The sequence below is a fragment of the Empedobacter sp. UBA5987 genome, from assembly GCF_002429865.1.
Taxonomy (GTDB): domain Bacteria; phylum Bacteroidota; class Bacteroidia; order Flavobacteriales; family Weeksellaceae; genus Empedobacter; species Empedobacter falsenii_B.
Genome location: NZ_DJBB01000040.1, coordinates 69,112 through 91,709 on the forward strand (window position 1 = coordinate 69,112; position 22,598 = coordinate 91,709).

Consider the following 22,598-nt stretch of genomic DNA (forward strand, 5'->3'; position numbering starts at 1 on the left):
ATTGTATTGCTTGTTACAATAAATCATAAAATTTACCTGGAAGAGTAGAAATTATTTGTTTCAATTCTAAATCTAATAAAACTGGCATCAATTCGTAGGATTTCAAATTTAAGTCAAAAGACATTTTATCAATATGTTGTTTTCCATTGGTTTTGAGATAATTTACAATTAAATTTTCATCATTAGAAAACTCAATAAACAAATCTATTTGTTTTGGTTTCTTCTTCGAATTGAAGTTAAAATAATCAATAATATCTTTCGAATTTTCGACCAAATAAGCCTGATGAGATTTTATCAAATAATTACACCCAATACTCAACGCATCCGTTGATTTCCCTGGCAAAGCAAACACTTCTCGATTATATTCATTTGCAAATTTTGCAGTCACCAAACTTCCACCTTTAAAAGCAGATTCTACCACAATTGTAACATCTGATAAGCCTGCAATAATCCGATTTCGTTGCAAAAAAGCTTCAGGTGTAGCAATTTTAAAACTTGGTTGCTCCGTTATCCAACCTCCTTTTTGTAAAATTTCAATCGCAATTTTTTTGTGAGTAGCAGGATAAATTCGTTCAAAATTTGTTCCCATTACCGACCATGTTGCAACATTATTTTTGAGCGCATTTGTATGTGCTTCTATATCGCAACCGTACGCTAATCCACTAACAATTGTAACATCAAAATCTGCTAAACCTTCGATTAATTCAGTAATAAAATTTCGTCCATAATTAGTCATTTTTCGCGTACCAACAATCGAAATCTTTTTGTTATTGAATTGATTAAATTCTAAACTTCCTTTACAAAAAATCACCAAAGGTGCATCAATACATTCTTTTAAGAATTGTGGATAAGCTTCATCATAAAAAGTTAAAATATTGATTTGATTATTTTTACAATATTCTATTTCGTTAAAAGCTAAATCTAACCATTTTTTATTCCCAAAATCTTTGCTTATTTGCTGTCCAATTCCCGAAATTTGCAGCAAATCTTTTGGTTTACAATTCCAAGCAGCCTGTGCTGAACCAAAAAATTGAATAATTTTTCGAGCTGTGATATCGCCAATTCCTTTCTGAAAAGAAAGTGCTAAAATATATGGTAAATCGGTTTGCATTTTGTTAAATTACTAATATTAAACCAACTAAGCAGAATTTTAAGTATTTATTTTTTGCTAAATCTAAAAAAAATGTTAATTTCGTAGTATGAGGTTAGAAGAGCATATTAGTCAATTATTATTTCAGCACGATTGTGTAATCGTTCCAAACTTTGGTGCGTTTATCTCAAACACTGCTAATGTGGCGTTTGACGAGCAAACAAACACATTTATTCCGCCAAGAAAAGAGCTTTCTTTCAATACAACTTTAACAAAAAGTGATGGTGTTTTGGTGAATAAAATTGTAGAAGATGAGCCAATGTCTTTTGAAAATGCGCAAACATTTTTGAATGAACAAGTTTATTTTTGGCAAGAACATTTGAAAAATGGAAAAGTTTTAACCTTACAAAATATCGGATCATTACAATTTAATGACGCTGGAAAAATTGACTTCAAACCAGAAAATGCTCAAAATTATTTCATCGCCGCTTATGGTCTTTCAAATTTACAAGCCAATTACATTTTAGATTCGTCTAAAACTAAAACCTCTAACAAACACATGTCAAAATTTTTAGCCGCAGCCTCATTAATTCCCATTATTGTTGGTGGCTTCCTATATTTTAATACGCCGCAACCCGTGCAAGAATTCGTAACGGAGCAATGGAGCGGTTTGGTTTTGCCAATGATTGGTAAAGATGACGCAACCAAAACTGAAAAACCTACAGTGCAATACGATGTGTATAATATGCCACAAACGATTGCTGAACCTTCTTTGGTTGAATATCAAATTGCCGAAACCGTAACGAAAACAGATACAATTGAAACGCCTAAAAAAGTTGAAATTACAGTTGTAAAGGAAACAAAACTGAATGAGACTGAAAAGGAGATTACGGCAATTGTAAAGGAAAAACCTTCGACAAAAGAAGTTGTAAAAACAGAAACAAAAAAATTAACGAAAGTTGAAGCTCCTAAAACAGCTGAAAAGAAAGTTGAGGACAAAAAAGAAATTGCACCTAAAACAACTGCAAAATCTAGCAATAAAAAATATCAAGTTATTGCGGCTTCGTTAAAACGTCAAGAAGATGCTGACCGTTTGGTTGGTGAATTGAAAAAACAAGGTTACAAAGATGCTGGAGTTTCTTATGTAAAAGGTCGCTATTATTATGTTACATATAGCAGCTTCAATAACATAGAAGACGCGCAAAAATATATGAATGATGTGAATAAAAAGTCTCCTGGAACTTGGGTTAGAACTGAAAATTAAATCATTTTTTAATACAATATAAATCGAAATAAGCTGCCCAAAAGGCAGCTTATTTCTTTGTTAGAATGAATATGAAAACTACTTCCAGCCACCACCTAAACTTTTGTATATAGCGACAACTGTACTTAATTGTTTTTCTTTTGTTTCGATTAATTCCATTTTTGCATCCAATAAATCACGTTGAGTTGTTAACACTTCTAGATAATCTGCACGATTATTTTTGAACAACTGATTCGCAATATCAATAGATTCTACAAGTGCTTTCGCCTGTTTATCTTTGTACGAATAACTTTGTTCTAAGTTATTAATCTTCGACATTTGATTTGACACTTCTAAATAAGCATTTAAAATCGTTTTATCATATTCGTACAACGCTTGAATTTGATGAGCATTTGCTGTATTAAACTCCGCTTTTATCGCACTTTTATTGATTAAAGGCGCAGCTAATTCTCCAGCCAACGAATATAAAATAGACTCTGGCATTTTTACCAAATAAGATGGTTTGAACGCATTTAGTCCTAAAGCCGCAGAAATATTAAGTGACGGATAAAACTCTGCACGAGCCACTTTCACATCTAAAGCAGAAGCTTTTAACTCTAATTCTGCTTGTTTGATATCAGGACGATTTGATAATAATTCAGACGGAATTCCTGCATGCATTGTTTGAGGAATCAAATCCATAAAAGACGAACCATCACGTTTTATCGTTTGCGGATATCTTCCCAATAATGCATTAATTCTATTCTCAGTTTCTGTGATATCTTGTTTAATATTAAACTCTTCACTTTCTGATTTTAATAGCTCTGCTTCAAATTTTTTCACCGCTAATTCTGTTTCACGCGCTGCTTCCTTCTGAATTTTTACGACACGCAGTGATTCTTTTTGCAGCTCAATATTTCGATGAATTAAATCTAATTGACTATCCAAAGACAATAATTCATAATAAGACGAAGCGATTTCAGAAATTAAATTTGTCAAAACAAAATTCTTTCCTTCCACCGTTGATAAATAGCGAGCAATCGAAGCATCTTTCGAATTACGTAATTTTTTCCAAATATCAACTTCCCAATCAGCGCTCAATCCAATCGCATAATCCATCAAAGGATCAGGCATTTCTTTCCCGGGTTTTATCTCAGTCGAAGCATCACCAGCACCTTGACTTGTATAACGACCAACTTTCTCAACTCCAATTCCTGCATTTGCTGAAACATTTGGCGATAATTTTCCGTTTTTGTACAACACTTCATTTTTAGAAATCTCAATTTCTTGAAGTGTAATCATCAATTCTTGGTTATTTTTTAACGCTTCTTCAATCAAAACGACCAAATTTGGATCAGTAAAAAATTGTTTCCAAGGCGTCAACCCAGAACTTGGTGCATCATCATTTTGCACATTTTGATAAGCTTCTGGAATTTTTGGTGCTTGATGATTTTCAATCTCTTTGCTTACCGCAGGAGTTTTACAGCTCCAAATCATCGGTCCAAAAAGACTTATTGCAATTATATTTTTTAAACTATTTTTATTCATCTTCCGTGATTTCTTCTGTTAAAGGATTTTCATCTTCATATTTCACCAATTGCATTTTATCCGCCAAAGCGCCAAACGCAACATATAAACCGGGTACAATAAACAACCCGAAAATAGTTCCGAACAACATTCCGCCTGCAGCAGCAGTACCAATTGTTCTATTTCCTACTGCTCCCGGACCAGAAGCAATAACCAACGGAATAAGACCTGCAATAAACGCAAATGATGTCATCAAAATTGGACGGAAACGAACACCCGCACCTTCAATCGCTGATTTTACAATTGATAAACCTTCGTTATGTTTTTGTACTGCAAACTCAATAATCAACACCGCATTTTTACCGAGAAGTCCAATCAACATCACCATTGCAACTTGTGCATAAATATTATTTTCTAATCCTAATAATTTCAAGAAGAAAAATGCTCCGAAAATCCCTGTTGGTAGTGAAATGATAACTGGTAAAGGCAAAATAAAACTTTCGTATTGTGCTGCTAAAATCATGTAAACGAAAATTAAACAAATGGCGAAAATAATCACCGCTTCATTTCCACGAGAAACCTCATCTTTCGAGATTCCTGCCCAATCAATTCCAAAGCCGCGAGGCAATGTATTTTTAGCTACTTCATTAATCGCTGCAATCGCTTGTCCACTACTATAACCTGGTGCTGGCGTACCACTAATTTCTGCTGCATTATACATATTGTGACGCGTAATTTCTGATAATCCATATACTTTTTCAATTTTCATGAAAGCTGAATATGGAACCATTTCACCTTGATCATTTTTCACATACAATTTCAATAAATCTTCTGGTAACGCACGATATTCTGGCGAAGCTTGTACCATCACTTTATAAGGTCGGTCAAATTTGATGAAACTTGTTTCGTAATTAGAACCAACTAATGTTGATAAATTATCCATCGCATTTTCGATCGAAACTCCTTTTTGTTCGGCAATATCATTGTCAATTTTCAAGACATATTGAGGGAAAGAAGCACTATAAAATGTAAATACAGAACTCAATTCTGGACGACGAGTTAATTCTTTTACAAAATCACGGCTCACTTCTTCCATTTTATGATAATCTCCACTACCCGCTTTATCTAACAATCTCAACTCGAAACCTCCTGCAGCACCATATCCAGGAACAGATGGTGGTTGAAAATATTCGATATTTGCACCATTAATATTCCCAGTTTTTTCTTCTAATTCTTTGATGATTTCTTCAGCAGATTTAGAACGTTCGTCCCAACTTTTCAAGTTAATCAAACAAGTTCCAGAGTTTGCTCCTGTTCCTTCTGTCAAAATCTCATAACCAGCCAAAGATGAAACTGATGAAACGCCATCAATTCCTTCCGCTATTTTTTGTAATTTTTGAGAAACTTCATTTGTTCTTTCTAACGTAGAACCTGAAGGTGTTTGAATAATCGCATAAAACATTCCTTGATCTTCGTTTGGAATAAATCCAGAAGGCAAACTATTATTCAAAAAGAAAACTCCAGCACAAAATGCTAGTAAAAATCCGAATGTAACAGTGCGTTTGTTAACTGTTTTGGTTAAAACTTTTTCATATTTAAAAGATCCTTTGTTGAACAAATTATTAAACTTCAACAAAAATTTATTTAGCATCGTTTTCTTTCTTGGTTGATTATGATTATTTTTCAAAATCATTGCACACAAAGCTGGTGTAAGCGTTAAGGCAACAATTCCTGATAAAATAATTGATGTCGCCATCGTAATCGAAAATTGACGATAAAAAATACCAACAGGGCCAGACATAAACGCAACTGGGATAAACACGGCTGCCATTACAAATGTTATTGCGATAATTGCTCCACTAATTTCACGCATTGCTTCTTCCGTCGCTCGTAAAGGCGAAAGATTTTTCTCTTCCATCTTCGCGTGAACAGCCTCTATCACCACAATCGCATCATCGACAACAACTCCAATCGCCATAACTAAAGCAAAGAGAGAAATCAAGTTTAATGTAATTCCAAAGAAACTCATTAAAGCAAAAGTTCCTATCAAAGAAACAGGAACCGCCAACGCAGGAATTAATGTAGAACGCCAGTCACCTAAGAATAAAAACACAACAATCCCAACTAAAACGAAAGCTTCAAAAAGTGTATGTACCACTTTTTCCATTGAAGCATCTAAGAATTTCGAAACGTCATATGAAATCTCGTAATCCATTCCTTTTGGCAAATTATTCTCTTTAAGATCAGCCATTAATTCTTTGATGTTTTTAATCACTTCACTCGCATTACTTCCGTACGATTGTTTTATCACAATTGCGGCAGAAGGTTTTCCGTTCAATGTTGAGTAAATATCATACATCGAACTTCCGAATTCTATATCAGCAACATCTTTTAAACGTAAGATTTCTCCATCAGGATTTGCTCTTAAAATGATGTTTCCATATTGTTCTTTTGTGTTATATCGACCTGAATATTTTAATACATATTCAAAAGCTTCTGAACGTTTTCCAGAACTTTCCCCTGTTTTCCCTGGCGAAGCTTCAATACTTTGTTCATCCAACGCTTTCATCACATCATCCGCAGAAATATTATAGGCTTGCATTCTATCTGGTTTTAACCAAACACGCATTGCATATTCTCGGTTTCCTAAAATATCTGCATCTCCAACTCCATTAATACGTTTCAACTCAGATAAAATATTGATATCTGCATAATTATATAAAAATTGTTGGTCAGCTTTTGGATCGTTACTGTACAAGTTAATGTACATCAACATGTTTGATTCTTCGCGTGTAATTTTCACTCCTTCGCGAACTACTAAAGGCGGAAGTTTATTGACAACCGAAGAAACACGGTTTTGCACATTTACAGCTGCAATATTGGGATCAGTTCCTAAATCAAATATCACTTGAATAGACGCTTCACCGTCATTCCCAGCATCAGATGTAATATATTTCATTCCTGGAACACCATTTAGCGCACGTTCTAATGGAATTACCACCGATTTGATTAATAATTCATTATTCGCACCGGGATATTCCGCTGTAATATTCACCTTTGGAGGTGAAATTGATGGGAATTGCGTTACAGGTAATTTGACTAATGATAGAATTCCTAAGAAAACTATAATCAACGAAATGACAATCGAAAGAACGGGTCTTCGAATAAATTTATCAAACATAACTTTGAATTTTTTAGATTAGTTTGATTTTAATTTTAACGATGAAAGAACTTTTCTTGGTGCAATAAATTTCGTTTTGATTTTATCATCATCTTTCACTTTCTGAACACCCTCTAACAAAATATTATCTTTCTCCGAAAGTCCGCTTTCTACCACATAAACATCAGGCATTTCTAAACCAATCGTGATATTTCTTGATTTCACAACACCATTTTTATCTACTACAAAAACATAGGTTTTATCTTGAATTTCGTAGGTTGCTTTTTGTGGAATTAATAAAGCATCATGTAACGGAACTGTCATTTTTACTTTCCCTGTTTCACCATTTCTCAACAAATGATTTGGATTTGCAAAACGCGCACGAAACGCAATATTTCCTGTTTCGTTGTTAAATTCTCCTTCTATCGTCTCTACCAAACCTTTTTCTGGTAAAGGTTTATTATTCGCCATAATCAACGAAACTTGTTTATTCGCTCTATCTTGAATATTTGTTTGATAATCTAAATATTCAGGCTCAGAAACGTTGAAATAAGCAAACATTGATGAGTTATCAGATAAATTTGTTAATAACATTCCTTCGTCAATCAAGCTTCCCAATTTCATCGGAATTCGATCTATAACACCAGAAAATGGTGCACGAATATCTGTAAATGATAAATGTAATTGAGCCAATTGCATTTCTGCTTTCGATTTTTCTAATCGTGCTTGCGCAATGGCTTTTTCGTTCTTAGAAACGACATTATTATCAGCCAAAGTTGCTGAATTTTGTAATTCAATTTGTGCCTCTTTTACCTCAGTTTTCGATTTTAAATATTCGGCTTGATACATCGAAGGCATAATGCGAAACAACAATTGACCAGCTTGTACATGTTGACCTTCATCCACAAAAACTTTTTGCAAATAACCTTTTTCTTGCGCACGAATTTCGATGTTTCGTACCGATTGAATTTGGGCTACATAATCCTTATCTACAATCGTATCCATTTTGATTGGCGTTGTGATTGGATAATCTTTCACTTCTTCTTTTTCCTGTTTTTTTGATGAACAACTTGTTGTCAACAATACAGTACTTAGAGCTACAAATAATGCGACTATTTTCATAATTCTTCTAACTATTAAATGTAAAATTTGATGAAATGGATTTCTTGGCAGAAGTAGTTTTACCAAAAAATATTACATACAAAAATTGGTTAACATTCAGCTATTCATGAACTGAACACTAATTTTTGGTGTAATTTTAAAAATTTAAGAAATCAATCAAATTCTGATTGTACGTAACAAAATGTACTTACAACTCGAAAATTTGATGGTTTTATTGTAGAAGATGTGCTTCTTTCTTAAACCTTGAATCATAAAGTTTAAGACCAGAACAACACTTAATAGTTTGATACAAGTTTCTAAATCGATTTTGTTTGATGTCTGAAAATCATCATCAATCGTTTCGATACTTGGATTAAATTCTTGAAATTGATTTGAATTTGAAGTTTTAGAAAATTTAGTTTCAACAATTTTACTTGCGTGATAAATATGTGTATTATCGTTAACAACTGTCTGCGAAGTTAAATTTCCTTGAAAATGTTGAGTACCCGCAAACACTTTAGTTTCCGCAAAAAATAGCAGAAATAAAGCAGACAGCAAGTATGTGATAAACATTTTCATAATTCTGTTCAAATGTAAGACTTGAAATAATACAATAATCTATATTAACATTTTTTAACTATAAAATTTTATTGATTTAATAAAAAACTCAATTACAAATACTTAACACAACGATAATAACTGTTTCAAAACTCGAATATTTTGTTGAAATTTGCACCCAACAAACAAAAGTTTATGGCGAAAGCAAAAACAGCAAAAGAGTCGTTAGCAGTAATGACAAACTTGGTTTTACCGAATGAAACCAACAACTTAGGAAACATGTTCGGAGGCGAATTATTGGCTTCTATGGACAGAATTTCTTCTATTTCTGCGAAAATGCATGGTGGAAGTTTTTTGGTTGTAACAGCAAGTGTCAATCACGTTGCGTTTAACATTCCGATTCCGATGGGAAGTACAGTGAAGTTAGAATCTAAAGTAACTCGCGCATTCAAATCATCGATGGAAGTGTATGTTGATGTCTATGTTTACGATTACGAAAATTGTGTTTATAACCAAACAAATAGCGGTATTTATACATTTGTAGCCGTTGATAATGATAATAAACCTGTTCAAGTCCCTGAATTAATTCCAGAATCTGAACAAGAAATCGAGCGTTATGAAGCTGCTTTGCGTCGTAAACAATTAAGTTTGATTTTGGCTGGCAGAATGAATCCTGCTGATGCACACGAATTAAAATCGTTGTTTATTACAGAATAAAATAAAAAAGTCGAAACAATGTTTCGACTTTTTTATTGATATAATTTTTTAACCTTTTCCAGCTAAACGATCCACCACATATTCTATTTGTGTTTTCCCGTGTGGTTTTGGTTTTCCTTCTGCATCTAAATTTACCATCGTAATTCGATCGACTGTAATAATGGTTTCATGCGTCATTTTGTTACGTACTTCGCATTGTAAAACCAATGAAGTTGTTCCAAATTTCACCACTTCAATTCCAATTTCTACAATATCACCTTCACGAGCCGAAGCCATAAAGTTGATTTCCGACATATATTTGGTCACAACATGTGAATTTTCTAATTGCACAATGCTATACAACGCCGCTTCTTCATCAATCCAAGCCAAAAGCTTTCCTCCAAAAAGTGTTTTGTTTGGGTTAAGATCTTCTGGTTTTACCCATTTACGAGTGTGAAATTTCATAGTTTTCTATTTTAAGTTCTTGCTTATTTTCTGTTGCCAAATGATTCGCATCCGAAATAAACTTGACTAAATTTACAGCATATTTTCCATCTAACAAAGATTCATTATGACGGATTAACGCGTCAGAAATTTCGGCAATGGCGTTAGGATGAAAATTCTTTTGTTCAGTAGAAATTTTGTTTGAACAACACACATTTTTTAAATCAGAATAAATCATTTGATTAAGATATTGATCTCCAATCTTTATTGTTCCTTTTTCAGCAATAAGCGTGATATTACTTTCGAAATTTTTATTGAAAACTGACGTTGTATAAATCATATGTCCGATTGCTCCATCGGCAGTAAAATCAACACAACCCGAATCATCAAATTCTGTCACTTCTTGATGCGTAAAATTGAAACTTTTTGAATTTGTACAAATTACCTCATCAAACCAAAAATTCATGATATCAACAAAATGCGAAAATTGAGTAAATAAAACACCTCCATCCATTTCTTGGTTTCCGTGCCATTCACGCAACTTGTAATAATTCTTGTTACGATTCCAATAGCAATTAATATTCACCATGAAAATTTTCCCTAATGAATTATTATCTATCAAATTCTTTACATATTGCACAACTGGAGAAAAACGAAGCTGCATCGACGTAAAAACTCTAAGTTTCTTTTCGTCAGCAACTTTCAGTATTTCAGTAATATCTTCTACAGTTAATGCAATTGGTTTTTCAATCAAAACATTTTTTCCCGCTTTTAAACAACGAATCGCATGTTCGCGGTGCAAACCATTTGGCGTAGCAATCACAACAACATCAGTTTCTTGATCTTCGTTCAGAAAACTTTCAAGTGTTGAATAACCTTTGAAAGGTAAATCTTCTGGTAAATTGAAATCAATCACCGAAATTAATTGCGCATTTTCCGTTTCTTCTATCGCTTGTTGATGTACACGTCCAATATGACCGTAGCCTAAAATGGAAAAATTCTTCATTGAATTTATTTAATAATTTTTTCTAATATCTTTTGTGTGATTAGATAAGTTGGTTTTACACCTGTTAATCCTAAACCTCCAGAAGCCAATGTACTTCCTGTTTCTAACGGATTATCAGAAGCGTAATAAGCATACATTACTTTAACATCTTTATCGATGTGATGTCTAATTTTTGACGCAACCTGAATCGCTTTTTGATAATGCGCACCTTCCATTTCTAATCCAATCGCTTGGAAAGACGAATTTTTGAAATACTCTAAAACGTCTTTATTTTGTAATGATGTTCCTAAAACCGAAATCATTGGTCCTTCATAAACACCTAAACCTTGTCCTTCGAAATCTGCAGCGGTTAATTCGTTATCAAAAACATAATTATCTGTTGTTCCTTCGAAAACATGCGCTGTAGCAATCATTATATCACCTTTTATTCCTTCAAGAATACCAGCTTTACCCATAATCGCAACAGATTTTACATTCATTTTGAATTTTACATCTCCTACTTTGTATGGTTTCAACAACTCATCCATCGCCTCAAATGCTTGCTCACCAAAGGCATAATCCATCACAATAATCACCTCATTGTTCTTATCTTTTGCATAAGAAAATGCTGAATTTGCAATGTTTACTTTAGATAAATCAATAATTTGAACATCGATATTTGTTCCTGATTGATCTTTGATGTAAACTAAACCATTTTGTTGAGTGTATTCATTTAACGAATCGCGCAACATTTTGTTGTTTGCCGCACTCAAATCTTCGTAAATTTCTACACCATCATTTTTGTATTTTCTTTTTAATCCATCATAGGCATACAACATGTTAGACACACTATGCATATTAGCAGAAATGATGTGAATGTTTTTATCTTGAAGATTATTTTCGAATAATACACGTTTGATTTCATTCGCCCATTTTTCTCCAATCATATGATGACCAATCGATTCACGTAAAGTTGACGTAAATGTAATTTCACGTTTCTTTGTTCCGATACGATCTTGTTGGCTAGTATATCCCATCCAATAAACTACACGGAAAAAATAATCTTTGTCGTCTGCTTTACTGAAATAATGATGAATTTCTTGTGTTTCTTCAAATGTTCTTCCTAAAATCGTCGATAAATGCATCAAAGCAACTTCGCGTTCTTTTCGAGAAATTTCAACTTCATTAAATGCAACATTTTCGATAAATTCCCACGCTCTACTTTTAGAAAGTGTTTCGTTACTAAATGCTCTATTTCTGATTTTATCCGCTTCGTTATATAAAAATGTTAAGTGCGTTAACACATCATAAATGTCAGAACGACCGCGAGAAATTTCGATATTCATCTGGTCATCATCAATTCTATAGCAAAAACGACGACGTTTTGCAGGAATAATTGGTGTAAAAATAGAACGATCATAACCTTCGTCAGATGTAAAAGACACATATGGCGTTTCTACAATTCCTTCTGGTAAACGATCTAAAACGTACATCAACCCACTTAATTCTACTTTGTTTGGATCTGTCATTGACCCGTAGATTTCAGGATTAATTTCGAATAATAAATTTCTTAATATTTTTCCAGGTGCACCAGATGGACGGTACACTCCTCTATGAAATAAATGACGCATAGAGATATATAATCTTTCAATAGCGTCAGTAGATCTTCTTGCTCTTGTTATTGACATAATAATTTTTTTTTTACTTTTTTTGGTTGTTTAATTCTTGTTGAATGGCCATTAATTCATCGTACCATTCTTGTCCAAATTTTCGGACCAACGAATCTTTTGCAAATGTTGCAACATTCACTTTCAATTCTTTTCCTAAGGTACAAGCATCTGAGCAGATATCCCATACATCATAGTTCACAGAAGTGAAATTTGAATATTCCTTAACACGAACTGGATACAAATGACAAGAAATTGGTTTTTTATAGTCGACCTTTCCGTCTTCGTATGCTTTTTCAATACCGCATTTTGAAAAACCATTTTCTTCGAAAACTAAATAGGCACATTCGCGATTATTGACTAATGGAGTTACCCAATCGCCGTCAGTATCCATTGTGTATTTACCTTCTTGCTCAATCACCGCAATTCCTTCGGGACGCAAATAAGGTTTTACATCTTCATAAATATCGTCTAATACAGTTAGTTCGTCATCATTCAAAGGCGCTCCTGCGTCACCTTCTACACAACAAATCCCTTTACATTTGTTAAGATTACAAACAAAATCTTCATTTAGTAGTTCTTCAGATACAAGGGTTTTTCCTATTTGGAACATGTTACATTAAATTTTGTAACATGCAAAGGTACGGAAAATTCCTCAGAAAAATGTAATTTTGTAAAAGAATAATGGATAATCTACTTTCAAAAATCAATCATCCTAAGGAACTTAGGACTTTTGAAGCGTCTCAATTAACTGCTTTAGCTCACGAGATGCGCGAGTTTATTTTGGATACTTTGAGTGTAAAACCAGGACATTTAGGTGCTAGTTTGGGTGTGATTGAATTAACGATTGCATTACATTATCACTACAATACACCTAAAGATTTGTTGATTTGGGATGTAGGTCATCAATGTTATCCACATAAAATTTTGACTGGTCGTCAACAAATTTTCGATTCTCTTCGTCAGAAAGATGGTATTTCTGGTTTTCCAACGCGTACAGAAAGTGAGTTTGATACATTTGGAACGGGACATTCTTCTACATCTATTTCAGCAATTGTTGGGATGGCAACAGCAGATAAAATCAATCAAATCAATAGAAAACATATTGCAATTATTGGTGACGCATCAATTACTTCTGGAATGAGTTTAGAAGCATTGAATCACCTTGGATCGACAGATTTGGATGTTTTAGTGATTTTGAATGATAATGATATCGGAATTGATCCTTCGGTTGGTGGTTTGAAAAAACATTTTAAATCATTAGAAAATCAATCCGAAAATATCTTTACCAATTTTGGTTTAAATTTCATCGGAACAATTGATGGGCACAACTTTGATGAATTACTGAATGCTTTCAATAAAGCTGATTCAATCAGAGGTCCAAAAGTTTTACACATCAAAACAACAAAAGGAAAAGGTTACGAACAAGCCGAAATCGATCAAGTAAAATGGCATGCTCCAGGTTTGTTTGATAAAGAAACGGGCGAAATAAAATCAAAGAAAAAAGAAAAATCGTATCAAGATGTTTTTGGTGAAACCATGCATCAATTACTTGAAAATAACTCACAAATCGTTGCGATAACGCCTGCTATGTTAACAGGAAGTAATTTGGTGAAATGTCATCAAGATTTCCCAAAACGAGTTTTTGATGTCGGAATTGCAGAACAACATGCGGTAACGTTTGCAGCTGGTCTGGCGACGAAAAATACCATTCCGTATTGTATGATTTATTCGACATTTTTACAACGTGCATACGATCAAGTCATTCACGATGTAGCGTTACAGAATCTACCTGTTGTATTTTGTATTGATCGTGCAGGATTCGTTGGTACAGATGGCGCGACACATCATGGTTATTTTGATATTGCGTATTTGCGCGAAATTCCGAATATGATTGTGTCTTCGCCTCGAAACGAAAAAGATTTCAAAAATCTATTGTACACAGCGCAGTTTACAACTCAACCATTTGCTATTCGTTATCCAAAAAATAATATCCAAACAAGCAATTCTAAAGTCAAAAAAATAGAAATCGGTCAATCTGAAATTATTTTTGAAGGAAGTCAATTAGCAATTCTTTCAACTGGATTGATTAGTTCTCGAATCGAAGAAATTATCATCCAAAATCATCTTCAAGATAAAGTCGCTTTGATTGATTTTCCATTTATCAAGCCTTTGGATGAATCTCGCTTAAAAGCTATTTCATTAAAATATTCTACCATTCTAACTTTTGAAGATGGAATAAAAAAAGGTGGTTTCGGAAGTGGAATTTTAGAGTTTCTGAATTCAATACATTACAAAGGAAATATTACAATCAACGGTTATCCAGACGAATTTATCGAACACGCTTCGATTACCGAATTAGAACAAATGATTGGTTTAGATGATTCATCGATTTTAGAAATGATTTTTTCCTACCTAAAAATTCAACAATCCTAAAAATTAATAATTTTCGGTACGAGAGTTGTAATAGCTTTTTCTAATTTATAAACACAAGAACAATGAAAAAAATAATCGGTTTATCTTTTATAGCAGTATTGTTAACATTGCAATCTTGCGGTACAACAAGCAACATGCAAGAATTCTACAAAAAATATGATAATCAATCTACTGTAATTCCTTTACCTTCTTTTGCGTTGAAATTAGCTGGAAAAGCTGGTGGAACAGATTTATTTAATTATTTAAAATCGGCTAAAGTTTTTGTTGTTTCAGATGCTGGACAAGGAAAGCAAAAAAGAATCATGAATGATTTGCAGTCATCTATGCGTGGTGAAAAATATGAGAACTTAGTCAAATTCAAAGCGAAAGACAGCCGTTTGAACATTTCATTACAAGAAGATGGCGGACGAGTTAAGAAAATGATTTTTGGAATTAACGGTTTACGAAATGTATTGGTTATCGATTCGAAATTAGATATTCCTAGAACAGATTTAGACAAAATTTTGGACAAAGTTTCGGCTGAAGATATTGCAGATTTAGCAGATATTTTGAAATAATATAGGAAGCCAGCTAATTTGCTGGCTTTTTCTTTTGAAATTACTTTGTAACTTTGTCGCATGAGTGGAAAATTATATTTGGTTCCGACGCCAATCGGAAATTTGGGAGATATGACATTTAGAGCGGTTGATGTGCTAAAAGAATCGGATGTGATTTTGGCAGAAGACACGCGAAATAGTGGTATTTTACTGAAACATTTCGAAATTTCTACTCCAATGCGTAGCTACCATATGCACAATGAGCATCAAGCAACTGAAGATATTATTCGTCAGCTAAAAGATGGTCAAATCATTTCGATTATTACTGATGCCGGAACTCCAGGTATTTCTGATCCAGGTTATTTATTAGCAAAAGAATGTGTAGCAAATAATATCGTAATCGAATGTTTACCAGGTGCAACCGCTTTTGTTCCTGCATTAGTTGTTTCTGGATTACCAAATAATGAATTTACTTTTGTTGGATTTTTACCTGTGAAAAAAGGTCGAAAATCGAAATTAGATTCATTAGTAGAAGAAAAGAAAACGATGATTTTCTACGAATCTCCACATAAAATTGGACGTACTTTAAAAGATTTAGCCGAAGCTTTTGGAACTGAACGCAAAGCAAGTTTATCACGCGAAATCTCGAAAAAATTTGAAGAAACTTTACGCGGTACATTAACTGAATTAGCCGAAATAGCCGAAAAAAGAAATTTGAAAGGTGAAATGGTCTTGGTTGTAGAAGGAAATCATTAACCGTTGAAGCGAATATCTTTGATATTCAATTGCCAAGTTCCTTTTCCTTGCCAATAATTCATTCCGATTGTGTAAACCATATCAAACGATTGTCCCTTCTCTAATTTTGGTCCAAATTTCCCTAATTTGAAACCAATTGCAGGAAACGTAATACGTGTATCTCGCTGATGTACGTACAAACGTGCATGCTCTTTACCAACTAATCGGAAATCGGTTGCTAATAAATCCTTCGAAATAAAAACAGGATTCATATTATCTGGTCCAAAAGGCGCCATTCGCATCACCGATTCCAAGAAAGAACGTGTCATATCGTTAAAAGAAATCTCTTTATCGATCAAAATTGATGGCGTAAAATGTTTTCCATTCGACATTTCTTTCACTGTTTGATCAAATCTAATCTTGAATTCTTCAAAATTTTCTTCTTTCATTGCTAAACCAGCAGCAGCCATATGTCCACCAAACTGTGTTAACAAATCTTTGTTTTTCTCGATTGCCGAATGTATGTCAAACTCTTGAATAGAACGGGCTGAACCTACAATTTCACCTTCATTATTCTTCGTGCAAACAATGGTTGGTTTATAATACAAATCGACCAAACGAGAAGCTACAATTCCGATTACACCTTTATTCCAAGACGCATCGTAAACAATGGTCGAATATTTTTCTTTGGTATTGATTTGATCCAATTGAAAGAGTGCATCATGCGTCATATCAAGATCCAAGGTTTTGCGTTCGTTATTTAATGAATTAATATCATTCAAATATTTACGGCAATCCTCTTCATCTGTACTCAACATAAAACGAACCGCTTCCGAACCATGTTTTATACGACCTGCAGCATTAATTTTTGGTGCAATAGAAAAAACAACATTAGAAATATTGACATTATTTTTAATATTAGTCGGAATTAATTGCTGAAAAGCCAAACGAGGATCTGAATTTAATCGTTTCAAGCCAGCATAGGCCAACACACGATTTTCTCCTGTAATTGGAACAATATCAGCCGCAATACTTACTGCAACTAAATCTAAAAGTGGCAAAAGATTTTCTTTCGGAAGGTTGAATTTCTCTGTATAAGCTTGCACCAATTTAAACCCAACGCCACAACCACTCAAATCTTTGTAAGGATAACGACAACCTTTTTGTTTCGGATCTAAAACGGCGTACGCTTTTGGCACAGAACGATCTGGTAAATGGTGATCACAAATAATATAATCGATGCCTTTTGATTGGGCATATTTTATTTCTTCATGTGCTTTTATTCCACAATCTAAAGCAATTACAAGTGAAATATTGTTTTGTACAGCGAATTCTATACTTTGTTGAGAGATTCCATAACCTTCATTATTTCGGTCTGGAATATAAAAAAAGACTTTCGAGTAGATAGAAGTCAGAAATTCGTAAAACAAAGTTACGGCTGTCGTTCCATCTACATCGTAGTCTCCAAATATTAAGATATTTTCTTCGTCATCAATTGCATTTTTGATACGTGAAACCGCATCAGACATTCCTTTCATCAAAAAAGGATCATGCAATTCGTCTAAGGATGGATTAAAATACGATTTGGCTTGCGCAAAATTCGTAATTCCACGTTGGGCTAATAAAATAGCAAGCACCTCAGAAATGTTAAGCGATTCTCTTAAATCCTTAACAACTTCAGTATTGGGCTGTTCTTTTATTTCCCATCTTTTTTCCATCTCTTCAATTTACATATTTTTTAATTAGAGAGAAGGGTAAAGCGAATATTATTTTGATTTATTTGCTTCTTTCACGTATTTATCTAACGCCATTGTCATTGAAGGCGTTTGTGGTGTTGGCACCTCAATGTCTACACGTAATCCCATCTCTTTTGCTTGATCTACTGTCGATTTCCCGAAAACGGCAATTCTTGTATTTTCTTGCACGAAATCTGGGAAATTTTCGAATAATGATTTGATTCCTGAAGGTGTAAAAAATACTAAAATATCGTATTTTACATCAGACAAATCAGATAAATCACTCGAAACAGTTCTAAACAAAGTTGCTTTTTGCCAAGTTAATCCTAAACTATCTAGTAAAGTAGGAACATTTGGTTTTAAAACATCAGATGCTGGTAATAAAAAGTTTTCGTCTTTGTGCTTTTTAAATAAAGGCACCATATCCGCAAAAACTTTTTCTCCAATATAAATTTTACGTTTTCTGTAAACAATGTATTTCTGTAAATAGAATGCAATTGCTTCTGATTCGCAAAAATATTTCATAGAGTCAGGAACAGTAAAGCGCATTTCTTCTGCTAAACGGAAAAAATGATCAATAGCGTTTCTACTTGTAAAAATTACAGCAGTCACTTTGCTAAAGTCAATTTTTTGTTGTCTTACTTCTTTAGCGTCTATTCCGACAACTTGGATAAATGGTCTAAAATCAATTTTGATTTTATTTCTTTTTTCAATCTCGTAGTATGGCGAGTTTTCTGCCTGAGGCTTAGGTTGAGATACTAATATTGATTTAACTTTCATAGTAATTTTAGATTACTTTACCTACAATTAATAGTTTTGCTAATACCATTATAGGTAAAATTTCTAGGGTGCAAAGGTACAAAATATTATAATACCAAACTGATTTATTGTCACTTATTTGTTTTGCGTATATATGATAAATTTCGAATATTCTATTCAAAAACAACAAAATAAAGCCAATCACCATCAAGTAATCTTTGTTAATTTGTGTGTAAAAAAACAAAAAACAAATAATAAGTAAGAGTAAAACATTTTTTGCATTGACAAAACTCGAGCTTTTCATAAAATATGAAACAGAACTAGATTCGTAGAAAACACGATAAAAAATTACCTCAATCATCAACCTAAAAAGCATAATCAAACTGATTACACCAAAGGTAATTCCGACACGTGAAAGATAATAAAACTTAAAATTTGGAATATGATTATAATTGATATCAAAATAAGAAACCAACAACAAACTTATCAGCAAAACCGTCACACCATTAACAATAAAACTAAATAACGTCGTATTATCATCCGTAAAACTCATGTATTCGGTTTTATTATCTAGCGTTTTGAAATTTTTCGCAAACAAGTATTTTGCTGCACAAACCAATAACAAACACACCGTCAAAGCAATAAGAACAGTATCATTGCCAAGTGTATTTTTTCCTATCGAGATTAAATCGTTTGTTTTCATAATTTTTTCAAAAATACAAAAGACTAACAATCTTATAACTATCTTTATGCCCACAAAATAATATTTATGTCGGACAAATTAGTTATTATCCCGACCTACAACGAAAAAGAAAACATAGAAGCCATTATTCGTGCAGCTTTGGCTGTTGACGGAGCATTTGATGTGCTTATTGTTGACGACAGTTCTCCTGACGGAACGAATGATATTGTAAAACGTTTGATTCCTGAATTTAATGGACGTTTGCATTTAGAAATTCGTACCACAAAAGATGGTTTAGGACGCGCTTATGTACATGGATTTAAGTGGGCTTTGGCAAATAATTACGAATATATTTTCGAAATGGATGCAGATTTTTCACATAATCCAAATGATTTACCTCGCTTATACCAAGCATTAGCAGATGGTGCCGACTTAGCAATTGGTTCTCGCTATTCTAATGGTGTAAATGTTGTGAATTGGCCAATGAATAGAGTTTTATTGTCTTATTTTGCATCGAAATATGTGAGCATCATCACTCGACTACCTGTTCATGATGCCACAGCAGGGTTTGTTGGTTATAGAGCAAACGTGTTGAAATCTTTGGATTTGGATAAAATACAATTCAAAGGTTATGGTTTTCAGATTGAAATGAAGTATAAAACGTGGATTAAGAAGTTTAAGCTAAAAGAAGTTCCGATTATTTTTACGGACAGAACTTTAGGCGAATCAAAAATTAGTTCTGATATTATTGGAGAAGCCGTTTTTGGTGTAATTTCGTTACGATTAAGAAAAATATTTGGTAAATTATGAAAAACTTGATCTTTCTATCACTGATTTTTTTGAGTATTTTTAGTTGTGCACCAAAAAATTACGACAAACCAAAAGATCTCATCAATCAATCTGAAATGATTGATATTCTTACAGATTTATACATTAGTCAACAAGGTTTACAAATGTTCCCTACTCAAAACCAAGATCAAAGTATAGATTTAGCAAAAGATGCCGTAGATATTATGAAAAGTTATGATATCACGTTTCATCAGTTTTCGGAGAGCTACAAATATTATATGATGCAGCCCGAAAAATTCAAAGAAATGCTGAATGATGTGAAAAAAAATCTTGAAGATAAATTATCTGACGAAGAAAAAGAGCGTCAAAAAAATCAAAAGAATAGCTTAAATAACGTTATAGAAGCAGAAAAATAACAAAACCTCAAGTGAATCACTTGAGGTTTTTTGTTTGTTATAATTTACCTTATAATTACATTGTAATTTTTACAATTATTTAATTATAAACTTCTTAATCAATTAAATTTATAATCTATATTTGTATCAACTAAAAAATCCTTCTGATGCAATCTAAAAAGATAAGTAAATCAAAAAAAGTTGGATTTGGTTCGAAAACAATCAATTATAAAGATGTCGTTATTGTTTCTATTTTAATTATAGTAGTCGCTTTAACCATCTTAAAATTTTTGAATTCTTAACGAACAAATCCCTGTATTTATCTTAAAGGAAATCGTCTTATTTCGCAACATTGCAAAAGGTAATAACTACCCAAGTAGTTAATAGTTGATAGATTTAAAAAGCCTTTCGATACTTATTGTAAGGCTTTTTTTGGGGAGACAATAACTGATTTATTTTCGCTTTTTTACAAAAGGATTATAAGAAAGTCCTACATTAAAATAAAACGAAGGATCTTGTGTCGAAGAGAAAAACTTGTCATCAAACGTGTCTTTTTTATTAAATAAACCGTTTGTAATTAGCGTTTTTACTCCTGTTTTGGCAATGATAATAAAGTTGTGTTTTAATAAATATTCGTACTTCAATCCATTATTTAAATCGACTTGTCTGTATTCGTATTTTTCAGATAAATTATTGGGATTCAAATGATATAAATAAAACGTGTTTGCTTCCAATTCAGTTCCTATTGATAATCGAGAATTTTTGAAAGGATGCATTCTGAAAAGAATTTGTTTTGGTAAAATAATATCTGCAAAAAAGTCATTATTAAATCTATGTTGTAAGGTAAACATTGGAATTACAGGTGTTTTAGTACTTTCATCAATGTTCAATCCTAATCCTACTAATATTTTAGTTCGATCTGTAGATTTTAATAAAATATTTCCTGTTACAAGTCCTTTTACTCGACCAAAATATTTGTCGCTACCATCAAAAATAAGACTAGAACTTAGAAAAGTAGGCTTGTTAAAAAGTTTTGTACTATAAGCCAAATTCAAGGATTCATAGAGATAATGTGCATTAATATCTACATTTTTTGTTTCTTGAAACGTTGGTTCAGCAAATTCTATATCCATATTGGTATTCTTATAACCAAGAGTCGTACTAAGAATCCAATTCTTTTTTTTCAAAATATTGATATTTGTACTGATATTCAGTTGTGAATAATGATTAATTCGATTACCATCAGTTTTGTTCCCATCCGTTTTCGAAGTAAATTTTGTTGGCGTGGCATAAGTGTATTCTACATTCAATGGTCTTGCAACAGAAAATTGTTGCGTCAAATATATATAGGCTTTTTTGGAAATACTATCTTGTTCTTTTATTTCCTTATTGTCTTGCCCATATACATTGGTAACATTTGTTAGAAGACAAAATAATATTGTTGACGTTTTAATTAATTTCATGGCTATTATCTGGCTTGTAAAATTGTTTGTTTATAAAAATTGAAATTAAAAATCTTGTCAAAAAGATTGAGTTTACGATCATTCCTAATACTTTCAATATTAATTGATTGTTGATAATCTTTAACAAAAACAATCCATAATTCATTCAGAAATTCTTTATCCTTTATCATCAAAAGTTTTTGTGTGGCTATAAGTGATTCAATTTCTTCGAGTTGCTCACAAAATACAATTCCGATTGATTTGTTTTCATGGGAAATAATGCTACAATTGTATTTCAAAAAATCTTTGATCAAAATAGAATCATTGTAAATTTCTATAAATCGAATAAGATCAACTATTTGAATAATTTTACATTCAAGTTGTTCTTCAGATAACGAAGTTTCGTCTATAAGATTATATAATTTTAACACTTTTGCATGCGACATATTACTAATTTTTCGACGTAAATAAAAAGCAAAAAATTAGTCCCAAATTCAAATTTATACGAACCAATGCGTATTTTATACAAAACCGAAGAATTGCGGGTTTTTGTATAAAAACAAAATCATTTTGTATAAAAAAATATAATGTCTTTTACCCGTAGTGCATTTAGATAA

The 22,598-nt window shown here is 32.6% G+C and carries 21 protein-coding genes; 7 read left to right on the top strand and 14 right to left on the bottom strand.

From position 1 onward, the window contains the following. Positions 1-13: 13 nt before the first annotated feature. Entirely contained in the window at positions 14-1,111 is a 1,098-nt protein-coding gene (dprA, locus tag B3J26_RS06375) for a DNA-processing protein DprA (RefSeq protein ID WP_286495283.1), read from the bottom strand. Between the two features lie 88 nt (positions 1,112-1,199). Here dprA and B3J26_RS06380 point away from each other — a divergent pair, with 88 nt between their 5' ends. Next, positions 1,200-2,354, top strand: a complete 1,155-nt coding sequence (locus tag B3J26_RS06380) for an SPOR domain-containing protein (protein WP_286512814.1) — start codon at positions 1,200-1,202, stop codon at positions 2,352-2,354. A gap of 78 nt (positions 2,355-2,432) precedes the next feature. On the opposite strand, the gene B3J26_RS06385 is transcribed toward B3J26_RS06380, so the two are convergent. The 4 genes from B3J26_RS06385 to B3J26_RS06400 all read right to left on the bottom strand — a co-directional run bounded on the left by B3J26_RS06385 (position 2,433) and on the right by B3J26_RS06400 (position 8,700). Beyond that, positions 2,433-3,881, bottom strand: a complete 1,449-nt coding sequence (locus B3J26_RS06385; protein WP_291073855.1) for a TolC family protein — start codon at positions 3,879-3,881, stop codon at positions 2,433-2,435. Beyond that, positions 3,874-7,041: an efflux RND transporter permease subunit gene (locus B3J26_RS06390; protein ID WP_291073856.1), complete on the bottom strand. Its 3,168-nt coding sequence runs from the start codon at positions 7,039-7,041 to the stop codon at positions 3,874-3,876. Before B3J26_RS06390 ends, B3J26_RS06385 begins: the two co-directional genes overlap by 8 nt. Positions 7,042-7,059: 18 nt before the next feature. Continuing rightward, a complete protein-coding gene (locus B3J26_RS06395) occupies positions 7,060-8,142 on the bottom strand; it encodes an efflux RND transporter periplasmic adaptor subunit (RefSeq protein WP_291073857.1) in 1,083 nt (360 codons plus the stop codon). A gap of 156 nt (positions 8,143-8,298) precedes the next feature. Beyond that, a complete protein-coding gene (locus B3J26_RS06400) occupies positions 8,299-8,700 on the bottom strand; it encodes a hypothetical protein (protein ID WP_286495288.1) in 402 nt (133 codons plus the stop codon). Between the two features lie 174 nt (positions 8,701-8,874). On the opposite strand from B3J26_RS06400, the gene B3J26_RS06405 reads away from it, so the two are divergent. After that, on the top strand, positions 8,875-9,396 hold the full coding sequence (locus tag B3J26_RS06405) for an acyl-CoA thioesterase (protein ID WP_219034046.1): 522 nt from the start codon (positions 8,875-8,877) through the stop codon (positions 9,394-9,396). 48 nt (positions 9,397-9,444) lie between these two features. Here B3J26_RS06405 and B3J26_RS06410 read toward each other — a convergent pair whose 3' ends face one another. The 4 genes from B3J26_RS06410 to B3J26_RS06425 are packed head-to-tail and all read right to left on the bottom strand — an operon-like array spanning position 9,445 to position 13,084. Next, positions 9,445-9,840, bottom strand: a complete 396-nt coding sequence (locus B3J26_RS06410) for an acyl-CoA thioesterase (RefSeq protein WP_038336752.1) — start codon at positions 9,838-9,840, stop codon at positions 9,445-9,447. After that, complete coding sequence (locus B3J26_RS06415; protein WP_219034045.1) at positions 9,821-10,825, bottom strand: Gfo/Idh/MocA family protein; 1,005 nt, start codon at positions 10,823-10,825, stop codon at positions 9,821-9,823. Before B3J26_RS06415 ends, B3J26_RS06410 begins: the two co-directional genes overlap by 20 nt. A gap of 5 nt (positions 10,826-10,830) precedes the next feature. Then, positions 10,831-12,492, bottom strand: a complete 1,662-nt coding sequence (locus B3J26_RS06420; protein ID WP_125349979.1) for a DUF6909 family protein — start codon at positions 12,490-12,492, stop codon at positions 10,831-10,833. Between the two features lie 13 nt (positions 12,493-12,505). Beyond that, complete coding sequence (locus B3J26_RS06425) at positions 12,506-13,084, bottom strand: DUF3109 family protein (RefSeq protein ID WP_038336749.1); 579 nt, start codon at positions 13,082-13,084, stop codon at positions 12,506-12,508. A gap of 71 nt (positions 13,085-13,155) precedes the next feature. On the opposite strand from B3J26_RS06425, the gene B3J26_RS06430 reads away from it, so the two are divergent. The 3 genes from B3J26_RS06430 to rsmI all read left to right on the top strand — a co-directional run bounded on the left by B3J26_RS06430 (position 13,156) and on the right by rsmI (position 16,199). Then, positions 13,156-14,907: a 1-deoxy-D-xylulose-5-phosphate synthase gene (locus tag B3J26_RS06430; RefSeq protein WP_038336748.1), complete on the top strand. Its 1,752-nt coding sequence runs from the start codon at positions 13,156-13,158 to the stop codon at positions 14,905-14,907. Positions 14,908-14,969: 62 nt separating this feature from the next. Further along, the gene (locus B3J26_RS06435) at positions 14,970-15,464 is read left to right on the top strand and encodes a DUF4252 domain-containing protein (RefSeq protein WP_038336746.1); all 495 of its coding nucleotides are present in this window, start codon (positions 14,970-14,972) and stop codon (positions 15,462-15,464) included. Positions 15,465-15,524: 60 nt separating this feature from the next. Further along, on the top strand, positions 15,525-16,199 hold the full coding sequence (rsmI, locus tag B3J26_RS06440) for a 16S rRNA (cytidine(1402)-2'-O)-methyltransferase (protein WP_291073859.1): 675 nt from the start codon (positions 15,525-15,527) through the stop codon (positions 16,197-16,199). Here rsmI and recJ read toward each other — a convergent pair. From recJ to B3J26_RS06455, 3 genes are read right to left on the bottom strand one after another with little or no spacing between them, the layout of a single operon-like run. Then, positions 16,196-17,896, bottom strand: a complete 1,701-nt coding sequence (recJ, locus tag B3J26_RS06445) for a single-stranded-DNA-specific exonuclease RecJ (RefSeq protein ID WP_291073861.1) — start codon at positions 17,894-17,896, stop codon at positions 16,196-16,198. The two genes, rsmI and recJ, sit on opposite strands and share 4 nt — an antisense overlap. Positions 17,897-17,944: 48 nt before the next feature. Continuing rightward, a complete protein-coding gene (locus B3J26_RS06450) occupies positions 17,945-18,694 on the bottom strand; it encodes a uroporphyrinogen-III synthase (RefSeq protein WP_019974792.1) in 750 nt (249 codons plus the stop codon). Between the two features lie 7 nt (positions 18,695-18,701). Next, on the bottom strand, positions 18,702-19,376 hold the full coding sequence (locus B3J26_RS06455; RefSeq protein WP_114998201.1) for a DUF4271 domain-containing protein: 675 nt from the start codon (positions 19,374-19,376) through the stop codon (positions 18,702-18,704). A gap of 66 nt (positions 19,377-19,442) precedes the next feature. On the opposite strand from B3J26_RS06455, the gene B3J26_RS06460 reads away from it, so the two are divergent. Both B3J26_RS06460 and B3J26_RS06465 read left to right on the top strand, forming a co-directional pair. Then, positions 19,443-20,165, top strand: coding sequence for a polyprenol monophosphomannose synthase (locus tag B3J26_RS06460; RefSeq protein WP_114998203.1), 723 nt, complete (start codon positions 19,443-19,445; stop codon positions 20,163-20,165). Continuing rightward, positions 20,162-20,560: a DUF4296 domain-containing protein gene (locus B3J26_RS06465; RefSeq protein ID WP_114998205.1), complete on the top strand. Its 399-nt coding sequence runs from the start codon at positions 20,162-20,164 to the stop codon at positions 20,558-20,560. Before B3J26_RS06460 ends, B3J26_RS06465 begins: the two co-directional genes overlap by 4 nt. A gap of 431 nt (positions 20,561-20,991) precedes the next feature. On the opposite strand, the gene B3J26_RS06470 is transcribed toward B3J26_RS06465, so the two are convergent. Beyond that, a complete protein-coding gene (locus B3J26_RS06470) occupies positions 20,992-22,002 on the bottom strand; it encodes a hypothetical protein (RefSeq protein WP_291073864.1) in 1,011 nt (336 codons plus the stop codon). A 5-nt stretch (positions 22,003-22,007) separates the two neighbouring features. Further along, the gene (locus B3J26_RS06475; protein ID WP_291073866.1) at positions 22,008-22,427 is read right to left on the bottom strand and encodes a hypothetical protein; all 420 of its coding nucleotides are present in this window, start codon (positions 22,425-22,427) and stop codon (positions 22,008-22,010) included. Between the last annotated feature and the right edge of the window lie 171 nt (positions 22,428-22,598).